Below are 12,439 nucleotides of genomic sequence, written 5' to 3' on the forward strand. Positions count from 1 at the left end.
GGCCCTTCGTTCGTTCCGGGCCCACCCACGACGAAGGGCCCGCCCCCGGTGTATCGGGGACGGGCCCTGCGTGCAGATCGTTCCGTCAGGCGGAGACGCCCAGCGAGCGGCCCGCGAGGCGCGCCCGCCGCATGTCGCGACGGTCCTCCTCGGAGGTGCCGCCCCACACGCCGGCCTCCTGGCCGGTGTCGAGCGCCCAGCGCAGGCACGCGGCCTGGAGCGGGCAGGTGCCGCAGATGAACTTCGCGGCGGTCAACTGCTCCGCCCCGGGGCCCTCGGTGCCGACGGGGAAGAAGAGTTCGGGGTCGTGGTCGCGGCATGCCGCGAGCTCCCAGTCCATGGGTCCTGCTGTCCTTTCCGATGTCGCCTGTGCTGTCGCCTGCGTGCCGTGGTGCTCCCGTCGGGCGCGTGCGCACGCTCGCGCGCCCGGCGTCCTGGTCGTGCGGACGCCGTGACGGGATCAGTCGTCGGTGGGTGCTGCCGGCCGGGACACACCGATGTCGGGCCGCAGTCCGGTCCCTGGGTGGGACCGCCGCCGCCCGTGACATCAGGCCGTCCGATCCGCTCGTGCGTCCAGCGATTTCCCGCCGACATGGAGCGATCTCGGACCGACAGCGCTCGTTCACGCTGTCCGGCTTTCACGTATATCCGGACAACATCGCGAGCAAACGAGTGTCGTCCCGATCGACGTCGGAGCGAACTGTGATGTGCACCACAGTTCGGCGTCGCGGTCGGTGACGATCTCGCGTTGACCACCGTACGTGCATCGGGCTCCGCGGCGGGGCACACTGATCGGTGATGCCGGTGACACCGGGTGCGGGCGGAGGGTGACATGCGGGCGATCGTCCTGGCGTTGCGCGACATCGTGGTCGGGGCGATCTGTGCCGCGGCCCTGGTCGCGTTCGTCCTCGGCCACCCCCTGATCGGCCTGGTCCTGGGCGTGCTCGGGCTCTGGCAGGTGGTCCGCATCTTCAACGGGCGGCCGAGCATCATCGGGATCGACCAGCGGTGGGCGGACCGGGAGGGCAAGCCGAACGTGCGGGGTTGACGTGATCACGAGCACGGACGGTCGCGTCACGCCAGGATGATCCGATGCGCTGCGCCGTCATCGGGTCGACCGGTTACCTCGGCACCCGGCTCGTGCCCCGGCTCCTGGACCGGGGCGACGAGGTCACGGTCCTGGTGCGCTCCCCGCACAAGCTCGCGCTGACCACCTGGGCCGACGCGGTCGACGTCGTGCCGGGCGCGCTCGAGGACCCCGACGCCGTCGCGGAGCTGGTGCGGGGCGCCGACGTCGTCGTGCACCTCGCCCACGCCCTCGAGCAGTCCGACTTCCCGGAACGGGACCGGGCGGCCGCGCGTACGGTCGCCGCGGCTGCCACCACGGCCCACGTCGGACGCCTCGTCTACCTCGGCGGCCTGCGCCCACCGCCGGGCACCGGCACCTCCCGCCACCTCGCCTCCCGCGCCGAGGTCGCCGACGTCTTCCTGGCCTCGCCCGTCCCGACGGCGGCGCTGGAGGCCGGCATCGTCGTCGGGTCCGGCTCGGCGAGCTTCGAGATGATCCGCTACCTCGCGGAACGGGTCCCGGTCCTGCCCGGCATCCCGTGGCTCGCCCACCGCACCCAGCCGATCGCCGTCGACGACGTGCTCCACGCCCTCGTGGCCGCGACCGTGCTGCCGCCCGAGGTCGACCGGCGGCTCGACGTGGGAGGCCCGGACGTCCTGACCTACCTCGACCTCGTGCAGCGCTACGCCCGGCTCGCGGGGCTCCCGCAGCGGGTCGCGGTCCCGGTCCCGCTGCCCGTCCCGCCCGGCGGCCCCGTCGTCGCCGCGATGGCGATGGAGCTGCTCTCGCCCCTGCCGCGCCGCCTCGTCGAACCGCTCATCGAGTCGCTGCGCCACGAGCTCGTGTGCGACCCGGAGTCCCTCGCCGACTCCCGCCGCCTGCTCGGGGACCCACCCGGCGGCCCGACCACCTACGGCGCCGCGGTGCGCGCCGCCCTCGGTCGGCGCGCCGACGGCGTCGACCCCGCCGACCACGACCCGACACCCGTCCTCGGCCAGGCGGGCCGCCCCGCCGCGCTCGCGCTTCCCTCCGACCCGATCGGTTCCGGTGGCGCCACGTGGCGCTGGTCGACCACGGCCCACGGCGCGGCGTCGCCGGACGCGACGTGGCGGGCGGTGCAACGGATCGGCGGCGACACCGGCTGGTACGCCCCGCCCGGCGTGTTCGGCGCCCTGGGACGTGCCGACCAGCTGCTCGGCGGGGTCGGGGGCTACCGGGGCCGCCCGCACGGCCGCGACCTCGTCGTCGGCGACGTCATCGACGGCTGGCGGGTGGAGTCGCTCACCGACGGCGGCGGGCTCCGCTCGGTCCGGCTGCGCGCCGACCTCAAGGTGCCGGGGCGGCTCTGGCTCACCTTCACCGTCCGTCCCGACGACGGGGGAGGGTCGGCCCTGACCCTCGAGGTCGCCTTCGCGCCGTCCGGGCTGGCCGGGGTCGCCTACGGCGCGGGCCTGCGGGTGGGAGCACCCGTCGCGTTCGGCCCGATGGCGCGCGGTGCGCTCCGCGCCGCCGAGCGGTCCGGCCGGCAGTCCACCTGACGACCCGCCGGGCGAGGCCTCACGGGTCCACGACCGCGGAGCGCACCACCTCCCGCAGACCACCCGAGGCGAAGGCCGCCCGCTGCGCGGCGGCACCCGTCGTCCCGTCGAACACCCGGGCCATCCCGGCCTGCACCAGCTCCCGGTCGTCCCCCAGCGCGTGGTCGACGTGCTCGAGCAGTGCCGACACGGCCTCGTGCGCCGGGACCGGGCGCCCGGTCCGCGGGTGCACGAGCACGCCGGTCTCGCCGTCGGCGTGCACGCACCCGGCCCGGGCGGCCCGCCAGTGCGCCAGCCGCAGCGCCTCCACCGGCGCGCTGGTCGGCGGCTCGCCGGCCGCCCAGGCCGCCGCGGCGGTGGACACCAGGGCCCGTGCGAGCAGCGCGATCGTCACGGCGTCCTCGACGGTGCGGGAGACGTCGGCGACGCGGACCTCGACGGTCGGGAAACGCGCCGCCAGCCGCGCGTCGAAGTACACCATCGCGTCGTCGACGATGGTGTCGGTCGCCATCATCGCCTCGACCGCCGCGTCGTAGGCCTCCTCGGACCCGAACACCCGGGACGGCCCGGCCGAGGGCAGTCGCGCCCAGACCAGGGAGCGGTAGCTCGCGTAGCCGGTGTCCTCGCCCCGCCAGAACGGCGAGTTCGCCGAGAGGGCGCGCAGCACGGGCAGCCACTCGCCGATGCGGTCGAGGACCCCGACGCCCTCCGCGCGGGAGGCGATCTCGACGTGCACATGCTGACCGTTGGTCAGCTGGGCGGTGGCGACCGCGCCGAACCGGTCCAGGATGCGCCCGTAGCGCCCTTCCACCGACGTCGCGGGGCCGGGAGGCACGGGGGAGGTGGCGAGGGCGGCCAGGGCCGCGCCGGTCGTCTTCGCCGCTCGGGCGGCGTCGCCCCGCCGCCACCGGAGATCGGCCGCGAGCGCCCCGGCGTCGACGTGCGGGACGGAGCCGGTCTCCACCTGCTCGGCGCGCATCTCGCCGTCCAGGTCGTCCGCGGCGGGCAGCACGGCCGCTGCCAGGCCGAGGGGGCTCCCGTCGTCGGGATCGACGAGCAGCAGCTCTTCCTCGACGCCCATGTGCCGTGTCGATGTGTCCACGACCGGGGATGTTCCCAGCAGGGGTCGGTGGACGAACGGGAGATCGGGTGTCACGAGGAGCGAGCGGCGACGGCTGGGTACGGTGCGAGGAGGGCCATCGGCACTGGGGCCGGTACGGCGCCGCGGGGCTGTTCCTCGTCGCGGAGGACCACCTGCTCCTCGCGCACCGGATCTTCTGGAGCCACCACGGGAACACCTGGGGCATCCCCGGCGGCGCCCGGGACGCGGGGGAGACCGCGGTCGAGACGGCGCTGCGCGAGACCGCGGAGGAGACGGGGCTCGACCCGGCCCGACCCGTCGTCGGGACGAGCTCGACCGACGACCACGGCGGCTGGAGCTACGTCACGGTGCAGGCCTCGCTGGAGACGCCGGTGCCGCTGGAGCCGCTCGACGGCGAGGCCTCGGAGCTGCGGTGGGTGCCACTCGCGCAGGTGGGTGACCTGGACCTCCACCCGGGATTCGCCGCGTTCTGGGGTCGACGCCTAGCGTGGTCGCATGAGCGCTCCGGACCCCAGTGACTTCCTCGCCGTCGACGCCGAGCTGACCGCGGAGGAGCGCGACATCCGCGACGCGGTGCGCGACTACGCCGCCGCGGAGCTCGCCCCCCGCATCAGCGAGTGGTACGAGTCGAACACCCTGCCGCGGGACATCGCCAAGGGCCTGGGCGCGATGGGCCTGCTCGGGATGCACCTCGAGGGGTACGGCTGCGCGGGCACGAACGCGACGAGCTACGGCCTGGCCTGCCGCGAGCTGGAGGCGGTCGACTCGGGGCTGCGGTCGTTCGTGTCGGTGCAGGGCTCGCTCGCGATGTTCGCGATCCACCGCTGGGGCTCCGAGGAGCACAAGCAGGAGTGGCTGCCGCGGATGGCCGCCGGCGAGGCGCTCGGCTGCTTCGGGCTGACCGAGCCCGACGCCGGGTCCGACCCCGGCTCGATGCGCACCCGCGCCCGCCGGGACGGGGACGACTGGGTCCTCGACGGCGGCAAGATGTGGATCACCAACGGGACGCTGGCCGAGGTCGCCGTGGTGTGGGCACAGACCGACCCCGACCAGGGCAGCAAGGGCATCCGCGGCTTCGTCGTGCCGACCGACACCCCCGGGTTCACCGCGAACGAGGTGAAGCACAAGCTCTCCCTGCGCGCCTCGCTCACCGCCGAGCTCGTGCTCGAGGGCGTGCGGCTGCCGGCCGACGCGGTCTTCCCCGAGGTCACCGGGCTCAAGGGCCCGCTGTCGTGCCTCAACGAGGCCCGCTACGGGATCCTCTGGGGTGCGGTCGGCGCGGCGCGCGCCTGCTACGAGGCGGCCCTGGAGTACGCGCTCAGCCGCGAGCAGTTCGGGAAGCCCATCGCGGGGTTCCAGCTGACCCAGCGCAAGCTCGCCGACATGGTCGTGGCGGTCAACCAGGCGGGGCTCACGGCGGCCCGGATCGGGCGGCTCAAGGACGCGCACGAGCTGCACCCGACCCAGGTCAGCTTCGGCAAGATGGCCAACGTCCGCGCCGCGCTGGACGTCGCGCGCACCGCCCGGACCGTGCTCGGCGGCAACGGCATCACCCTCGAGTACCCGGTGTTCCGGCACATGACGAACCTCGAGACGGTGCTGACCTACGAGGGCACCGAGGAGATGCACGCCCTGTCGATCGGTCAGTCGCTCACCGGCCTGGCCGCGTTCCGGTAGGGCTCGTCCCGACGGCGGGTAGGCGTCGGGTCAGGCGGGCGGGGCGCAGACCAGCCGGTTGCGCCCGCCCCGCTTGGCCTCGTAGAGCGCGGCGTCGGCCGCGCCCACGAGTTCCTCGACGCCCCCGCTCGCCGTCGGGCTGACCACGCAGCCGACCGACGCGGTCAGCCCGCCGATGCGGCGGCCGCCCCCCGCGCCGTCGACGGCGACCTCGAGGCCGCCGATCCGGCCGCGGAGCCGCTCCGCCGCGCGCGTCGCCGACGCCGTGTCGACCCCGGAGAGCAGCACGACGAACTCCTCGCCGCCGAACCGGCCGACCGCGTCGTAGGCCCGGACCTCGGCCGACAGCGCCGCCGCCACGGCCCGCAGCACCTCGTCGCCCGCGAGGTGCCCGTGCGCGTCGTTCACGGCCTTGAAGTTGTCGAGGTCGACCATCAGCACGGCCAGCCCGATGTGGTGCCGGCGGGCGCGGTCGATCTCCTTCGCGGCGATCTCGGCCCAGGCCGCGCCGTTGACCAGCCCGGTCTTCGGGTCGGTGCGCGACGCCTGGCGGAACTGGTCCACGAGCACGCCGCGGTGGAGCATGATCACGGGGACGAGCAGGATCGGGACCAGCCACGGCGAGACCGACGCCAGGACGGCCAGCGCGGCCCCCAGGGCGAGCGCCCCGAGGCCGAGCAGCGTGTCCGAGGGGCTCGCGAGGTGGCGGCGCACCGACGGCGTCGGCGCGCTCATCAGCAGGATGATCCCGACGACCAGCCCGTGGTTCACCGTCCAGCGCACGATCGCCGCCAGCGCGACCACCACGAGCCCCAGCGGGCCGGCCGTGGAGACGAGCAGGCGGCCGCGGTCGATGTCGAGGAGCACCAGGGAGGCGGCGCCCGTCCCGAGCATCACGGTGGCCCAGGAGAAGAACCAGCGGTGCAGGGGCGGGTGCTGCTCGTTGCGGACGTACCAGTAGACGAACGTGGCGGTGACCAGCACCAGGGCCGGCCCGAGATGGACCAGCAGCAGCCCGGCGAAGGTCCACATCGACTTCAGGTCGATGAACGGCCGGTCGTCCCGGGTGATCCGGACCCGCTCGATGTGGCGGGCGGCCTCCGCGTGCACGGCCACGCCGACGAACAGCAGGGCCACCACGACCCAGTCGCGGCCGACCACCGGCCGCCACACGAACGCCGCGACGGCCACGACGAGGGCGAGGACGTCGACGGTGAGGACGTAGGCCAGGGCCCGCGGGCGCAGCGACCACAGGGTCCACCGGGGAGGGAGCAGGGCGAGGGCACGCGACCGGTCGCGACGGGTGACGACCGAGGTGCCACCACCGGGTGCGTCCCCGCGGCCTGCGGTCACGTTCTGTTGCCTCCGGGGCTGGGTGGTCGCCGGTCCGATGTGTCCGGACGGCTGGCGCGACCCCCCGGATCGCGAGGGGAGAACGGCCGCCCGACGAGGCTCACGGTACCGGGGTCACCCCCGGGGGCGGGCCAGTGGATCACCCTTTCGTGGCGGATCACCTGGTTGGCTGACGCCTGGTCGCCGTCTGGTCACCCATAGCCACACTTGACAGGCTGGAGTCGGCCGACAGCGGAGAGTCATCGAGACCTCCGTCATGGGGCTCTCCGAGTGGTCACGGTACGTGACAGTGGAGGGCTCCTCAGCGGCGCCCCGTGGGTCACGGGGCGCGACGACGAAAGGGACACCCATGCTCCACGACGACTCGAACTGGGTCCGCGCCGCACTGACGGGCGACGACTCCAACTGGGTCCGCGGCGCCGTGCGCGGGGACGACTCGAACTGGGTGCGGGACGCGCACTGGCGCGACGCCCACTGGCGCTGACCGCAGCGCCCACGCCTCCGAGCCGCCGGCCGCGCCCCCTCCCGGGGCGCCGGCCGGCTCTCGTGCGTCCTCACCCGACCTCGTCGGGTGTCTCCCGGTCCACCCCCGCGGAGGCGCGGGACCACGCGCGGGCGGCCAGCAGCGCGACGACGACGCCGACCACCCCGCCGAGGGCCACGGCCGTCGACGGTGCCGTGCGCTGGGCGAGCAGGCCGGCCAGGAGCACCCCGAGGCCCTGGGTCACCCGCAACGCCGTCACCGCGAGGCCGAACGCCTGCCCGCGCCGGGCGTCGTCGACGCTCGCCACGAAGGTCGCGTTCGCCGGGACCTGGTAGGCGCACGCCATCCCCGAGACCACCCAGGCGCCGACCAGCACCCACAGCGGCGGTCCGAAGGCCGAGACCACCAGCGGGACGCAGGACGCGACCGCCAGCGGCCCGATCAGCCGCCCCCGCCGGTGCGGGGCCACGAGCCGGGTGAGCAGCAGGATGCCCAGCACCTGCCCGAGCGGGTTCGCCGCCAGCAGGAGGCCCACCGCGGCCGCGCCGGCCCCGAGTTCCGCCGCATAGGGCGCCGCCAGGCCCTCGACGGTGACGACGAAGGCCGAGATGCAGGCCAGCCCGATGAGCGAGCGCAGGCGCGGGTCGGAGCCCACGACGCGCGCGCCCGCGACCACCCGCGCGGCCTCGCCGCGCAGCCCGGACCGCGCCGCCCCGTCGTCGGGAAGGGCCCGCTGCTCGGGCACGCCGAGCCGCAGGACGACCGCGGAGACGACGAACGTCGCCGCGTTGATCGCGAGCGCGGGGGAGACCCCGAGGAGTGCGACCAGGGGGCCGCCGAGGGCGAACCCGAGGACCTGTGCCACCTGGTAGGTGGTGCTGATGACGGCGGTTCCGGCGACGTAGCGGTCGCCGCCGAGCAGGTGGGGCAGGATCGCCGAGCGCGCCGCGAGGAACGGGGCGGCGAGCAGTTGCCCCGCGACCAGCAGCGTGGCGAGGGCCGGCAGCGGCATCCCCGGCACGGCCATGGCGGCGACCAGTGCCGCGCGGGCGACGTCGGTGACGACCATGACGCGGCGACGGGGGAACCGGTCGGCGAGCCCGGAGAGCAGGGGGCCGGCGACGAGGTCGGGCAGGAAGGTCAGCGCGTAGGTGAGCGCCGTGAGCGCGGCCGAGCCGGTGCGGTCGAAGACGAGCACCGAGAGCGCGACGCGGGCGACCTGGTCGCCGAGGATCGAGAGCAGCTGTCCGAGCCAGAGCCACCGGAACGCCGGGACGGCGAGCGCGTCGCGGAACGTCGCCGGACGGTCGTCCCCCCGCTGGTCGCCCCCCGTCATCGTCGGATCACGCTAGGCGAACGGCCGGTCGAGATCCACGCCGTGCGTGCCCGCGACACGCCGAGGCACGCGGTGCACTGGCGTACCAGGGGCATCACAGGGCACACTGCTGCACCGGTTGGTCATCGCGAAGCCCGAGGACCGAGTTCGAGGACGTTGGGGAAGACGCTTCTCGTCTCGACCGGAGGTCAGCAGTGAGCACCCGTGGCGTGGTCTACGTCCACTCGTCGCCGCCTGCGGTCAATCCGCACGTCGAGTGGGCCATCTCGGGCGTCCTGGACGCCCGTGTTCAGCTGGACTGGAGCAAGCAGGAAGCCGCTCCCGGCCAGATGCGAGCCGAATGCTCCTGGACGGGGCCCGTCGGCACCGCTGCGCGGCTCGTGAGCGCGCTGCGGGCCTGGGGCATGCTCCGGTTCGAGGTCACCGAGGACCCGAGCCCCGGCACCGACGGCGAGCGGTACTCGCACGTGCCCGGCCTGGGGCTCTGGCACGGCCGCACGAGCGCCAACGGCGACGTCGTCATCGGCGAGGACCAGCTGCGCTCGGCCATGGCCGCCGCGCGCCGGACCGGGCCCGACGCCCTCCACCACCGCCTCGACGAGCTCCTCGGCCGCCGGTGGGACGACGCGCTGGAGCCCTACCGCTTCGCCGGCGAGGGCGCGGCCGTGGGGTGGCTCCACCAGGTCGGCTGAGCCGGGCTGGTTCGATGGGTCCATGCGACTCCTGCGGCCCGCGGTGACCGTGCCGATCGCCCTGGTGCTGGTGCTCGCAGCGCTCGGGACGGTCGCGGCGCTGCTCGCCGCCCGCGCCGCCGACACGGCCCGCGACGCCCTCGGCGACACCGGTCCCGCGCTCGCCGGCATCGCTCTTCCCGACGACGGGTCGGCGGGCCCGCCCACCGTCGCGCTCTCGCCCTCCGCGGCCCTCTTCCCCCGCGCGGCCGAGATCCGCGACCTCGTCGCGAAGCAGGTCGAGGCCCGCAACGCCGACGACTACGTGGGCTGGGTGGCCACCTCGTCGGCGACCTCGGTCGCGGGGGTCTCACAGGCGCAGTTCGCCGACCGGAACCGGACCGTGAAGATCGGTTCGGTGATCCTGCGGCGCATCGATCCGGTCGGCGGGGGCGAGTACGTCGTCCCGACCGGCTGGATCACCACCCAGGACCCCGCCGCCGCCCCGCCGGACGTGCCGGCCGCGCGGTTGTGCTGGCAGGTGTCGCTGACGGTCGTGACCGAGCGGGGGGAGCTCAAGCTCGTCGACCCGGCGGCGGGCAGTTCGTTGCGGACTCCCTGTGGCTAACGCCTTGTGAGCACTAACGGTCGCTATCGCGACCGTTAGTGCTCACCTGCGCAGCGCGCACACGGGACGAACGGCTGGTCCCAGCCGAGCTGGACGAGGCGGCTCCAGATCAGCCGGGCGGTCGTGCAGCTGCAGTCGTGGACCTCCTCCCACCCGAAGGTCATCCGCCCCCGGCCCTCGAGCTCGGCCGCGTTGTCCCGCGCCCGGTCGCTCCGCGCGGTCCTGCGGGTGGCGTGCGTGATCCAGCCGTCGAGACGCACGGTGAGTGTGCCGAGTGGCATGCGGTACTCGACGTCCTCGTAGCGGTTCGTGTCCTCCACCCGATGGTGCACCTGACGGACGCCGGTGGGGAGCTGGTGGGCCTGCTCGATGTCGGTGGCGTACTCGGCCTCGAGCACGGACCCCACGCCGTCCACCAGGAGCCGCGCGGCGGCCAGGAGAGCCTTCCCGTAGCGGCGGGGCGGTCGGAGCTCGAGGAACTCCAGGATCTTCTCGGGAGGGACCCTCGACGCCGCCGCACCTGCCGTCAGGACCCGCATGCCCTCCTTCGCGGTCGGTGCCTCTACGGAGAGGTCGACGAGGGTGACGACCGCCGACGTGACCGGGAGACCGCCACGCTCCACGCCGAGATGGGCGAAGGCGCGACTGCGGTGCACAACCAGGTTCGCGCAGCCGCGGGCCGAGGACCCGTAGGGCACGGTCACGTGCACGGGCCCGTCGTCCCGGCCGCCGCGCAGTCCGAGCACGGCGGCCGCGGACCCATGGCTCAGGAGGACGGGACCGCGCACGAAGAGCAGGGCAGCCCACCGCCACATCATGGGGGTGGGAGGGCCCGTGACGAGCGCGTACACCCCGTGCAGGAGCGGCACCCAGCGCCGGGCTGCCACGTTCGCGCGGATCGCGCTGCGCGTGAAGCCCTGCGCCAGGAGCTGCCGGAGGCTCGCCACCTCGTGCTGATCACGCCGGAGCCGCTGCCATGCGTCGAGTTCGTCCACATGGGCTTGGAGGGATCCGGGCGCCGATCGGTTCCATGTGCCTCCGGCTTGTGAGCACTAGAGGTCGCGATAGCGACCTTTAGTGCTCACGTGCGAAGCACAAACTCACGTTGTGCCCGCCGAAGCCGAACGAGTCGTTCACGGCCGCGTCGAGGGAGATCTTCCGCGCCTCGCCGGACACCACGTCGAGCGCGACGTCGCCGTCGAGGTCGGTGAGGTTGGCGGTCGGCGGGACGAGGCCCTCCTTGACCGACAGGATCGTCGCGATCGCCTCCACGGCACCGGCGGCGCCGAGCAGGTGACCGAGCGAGCCCTTGGGCGCGGTGAGCACCGGGTGGTCGCCGATCGCCTTGCGCACCGCGACCGTCTCGGCCACGTCGCCGACCGGGGTCGACGTCGCGTGGCAGTTGACGTGCCCGACGTCGGACGGGTCGAGACCCGCCGTCCGGAGGGCCGCCGCGATGGCGCGGGACTGGCCCGTGCCCTCGGGGTCGGGGGCAGTGATGTGGTACGCGTCCGCGCTGGTCCCGATGCCGGCGAGCCGGCCGTGGATCGTCGCGCCGCGGGCCTCGGCGAACTCGGCCCGCTCGAGGACGACCATGCCGGCGCCCTCACCGAGTACGAAGCCGTTGCGCTTCGCGTCGAACGGGCGGGAGGCCTGCGTCGGGTCGTCCCAGTCGTGGGCCATGGTCCGCGCCTGGCAGAAGCCGGCGAGCGTGATCGGCGCGATGCACGCCTCGGCGCCACCGGCGACGACGACGTCGACCTCGTCCGCCTGCAGCATCCGCCACGCCCAGGCGATCGCCTCGGCGCCGGAGGCGCAGGCCGAGACCGGGGCGTGGATGCCGGCGGCCGCGCCGAACTCGAGGCCGACGTGGGCCGCGGGTCCGTTGGGCATGAGCATCGGGATCGTCAGGACGGCGACCTTGCGCAGGCCCTGCTGCTCGAGCAGGTCGTCCTGGTCCAGCAGGGTGGTCGCCCCACCGATGCCGGTGCCGATGATGACGGCGAGCCGGAGCCCGTCGACCTTGGGCGAGCCGCCGTCGGTCGAGGGGTAGTCGCCGAGGTCGGCGTGCTCCCAGGCCTGGCGGGCCGCGATGATCGCGACCTGCTCCGAGCGGTCGAGGCGACGCAGCTCGACGCGCTTGATGACCTCGGACGGCTCGACGGCGAGCTGCGAGGCGAAGTCGACGGGCAGGTCGAAGCGGGCGTAGTCCTCGGAGAGGGGCCGCGTCCCGCTGGCACCGGCCAGGAGACCGTCCCAGGTGGACTGCACGTCTCCGCCGAGCGGGGTCGTCGCTCCCATCCCGGTGACGACGACCCCCTGGCCGGCGGCGCTCACGAGTGGGAGGAGATGTAGTCGACGGCGTCGGACACCGTGGTGAGCTTCGCGAGCTCGTCGTCGGGAATCTTGACCCCGAACTTGTCCTCGGCCTGGACGGCGATCTCGACCATGGAGAGCGAGTCGATGTCGAGGTCGTCGACGAACGACTTCTCCGGGGTGACCTCGGAGGCGTCGACGCCGGCCACCTCCTCGACGATGCTCGCGAGGTCGGGCAGGATCTCTTCCTTGGAAGCCACGGGGC

The 12,439-nt window shown here is 74.3% G+C and carries 14 protein-coding genes; 7 read left to right on the forward strand and 7 right to left on the reverse strand.

All coding sequences use genetic code 11. The features are described 5' to 3' along the window. Positions 1-85 precede the first annotated feature (85 nt). Positions 86-340: a WhiB family transcriptional regulator gene (locus tag BJ983_RS04755; RefSeq protein ID WP_179792767.1), complete on the reverse strand. Its 255-nt coding sequence runs from the start codon at positions 338-340 to the stop codon at positions 86-88. Between the two features lie 492 nt (positions 341-832). On the opposite strand from BJ983_RS04755, the gene BJ983_RS04760 reads away from it, so the two are divergent. Then, complete coding sequence (locus tag BJ983_RS04760; protein ID WP_179792768.1) at positions 833-1,048, forward strand: hypothetical protein; 216 nt, start codon at positions 833-835, stop codon at positions 1,046-1,048. Between the two features lie 44 nt (positions 1,049-1,092). Next, on the forward strand, positions 1,093-2,607 hold the full coding sequence (locus BJ983_RS04765; RefSeq protein WP_179792769.1) for a DUF2867 domain-containing protein: 1,515 nt from the start codon (positions 1,093-1,095) through the stop codon (positions 2,605-2,607). 19 nt (positions 2,608-2,626) lie between these two features. Here BJ983_RS04765 and BJ983_RS04770 read toward each other — a convergent pair whose 3' ends face one another. Continuing rightward, a complete protein-coding gene (locus BJ983_RS04770) occupies positions 2,627-3,688 on the reverse strand; it encodes a carboxylate-amine ligase (RefSeq protein WP_179792770.1) in 1,062 nt (353 codons plus the stop codon). Between the two features lie 68 nt (positions 3,689-3,756). Here BJ983_RS04770 and BJ983_RS04775 point away from each other — a divergent pair, with 68 nt between their 5' ends. Further along, entirely contained in the window at positions 3,757-4,227 is a 471-nt protein-coding gene (locus BJ983_RS04775) for an NUDIX domain-containing protein (protein WP_179792771.1), read from the forward strand. After that, the gene (locus tag BJ983_RS04780; protein WP_179792772.1) at positions 4,205-5,386 is read left to right on the forward strand and encodes an acyl-CoA dehydrogenase family protein; all 1,182 of its coding nucleotides are present in this window, start codon (positions 4,205-4,207) and stop codon (positions 5,384-5,386) included. Before BJ983_RS04775 ends, BJ983_RS04780 begins: the two co-directional genes overlap by 23 nt. 30 nt (positions 5,387-5,416) lie before the next feature. Here the strand turns inward: BJ983_RS04780 and BJ983_RS32100 are convergent, their stop codons facing one another. After that, a complete protein-coding gene (locus tag BJ983_RS32100; protein ID WP_179792773.1) occupies positions 5,417-6,739 on the reverse strand; it encodes a diguanylate cyclase in 1,323 nt (440 codons plus the stop codon). A gap of 349 nt (positions 6,740-7,088) precedes the next feature. Between BJ983_RS32100 and BJ983_RS31515 the strand changes: the two genes are divergently transcribed. Continuing rightward, a complete protein-coding gene (locus BJ983_RS31515; protein WP_281376259.1) occupies positions 7,089-7,223 on the forward strand; it encodes a hypothetical protein in 135 nt (44 codons plus the stop codon). Between the two features lie 70 nt (positions 7,224-7,293). On the opposite strand, the gene BJ983_RS04790 is transcribed toward BJ983_RS31515, so the two are convergent. Beyond that, entirely contained in the window at positions 7,294-8,559 is a 1,266-nt protein-coding gene (locus tag BJ983_RS04790) for an MFS transporter (protein ID WP_179792774.1), read from the reverse strand. Positions 8,560-8,753: 194 nt separating this feature from the next. Here BJ983_RS04790 and BJ983_RS04795 point away from each other — a divergent pair, with 194 nt between their 5' ends. After that, positions 8,754-9,251: a DUF3145 family protein gene (locus tag BJ983_RS04795; RefSeq protein WP_179792775.1), complete on the forward strand. Its 498-nt coding sequence runs from the start codon at positions 8,754-8,756 to the stop codon at positions 9,249-9,251. A gap of 22 nt (positions 9,252-9,273) precedes the next feature. Next, positions 9,274-9,858 (forward strand): hypothetical protein, encoded by a 585-nt coding sequence (locus BJ983_RS04800; protein ID WP_179792776.1) that lies wholly within the window; start codon positions 9,274-9,276, stop codon positions 9,856-9,858. A 35-nt stretch (positions 9,859-9,893) separates the two neighbouring features. On the opposite strand, the gene BJ983_RS04805 is transcribed toward BJ983_RS04800, so the two are convergent. From BJ983_RS04805 to BJ983_RS04815, 3 genes are all read right to left on the reverse strand, one after another. Beyond that, positions 9,894-10,805, reverse strand: coding sequence for a hypothetical protein (locus BJ983_RS04805; RefSeq protein ID WP_218890114.1), 912 nt, complete (start codon positions 10,803-10,805; stop codon positions 9,894-9,896). Positions 10,806-10,932: 127 nt separating this feature from the next. Then, on the reverse strand, positions 10,933-12,195 hold the full coding sequence (locus BJ983_RS04810; protein WP_179792778.1) for a beta-ketoacyl-ACP synthase II: 1,263 nt from the start codon (positions 12,193-12,195) through the stop codon (positions 10,933-10,935). Beyond that, positions 12,192-12,434, reverse strand: coding sequence for an acyl carrier protein (locus BJ983_RS04815; RefSeq protein WP_018331414.1), 243 nt, complete (start codon positions 12,432-12,434; stop codon positions 12,192-12,194). The genes BJ983_RS04810 and BJ983_RS04815 overlap by 4 nt, the downstream gene beginning before the upstream one ends. Positions 12,435-12,439: the final 5 nt, after the last annotated feature.

Origin of the sequence: Actinomycetospora corticicola (genome assembly GCF_013409505.1) — a bacterium.
Taxonomy (GTDB): Bacteria; Actinomycetota; Actinomycetes; order Mycobacteriales; family Pseudonocardiaceae; genus Actinomycetospora; species Actinomycetospora corticicola.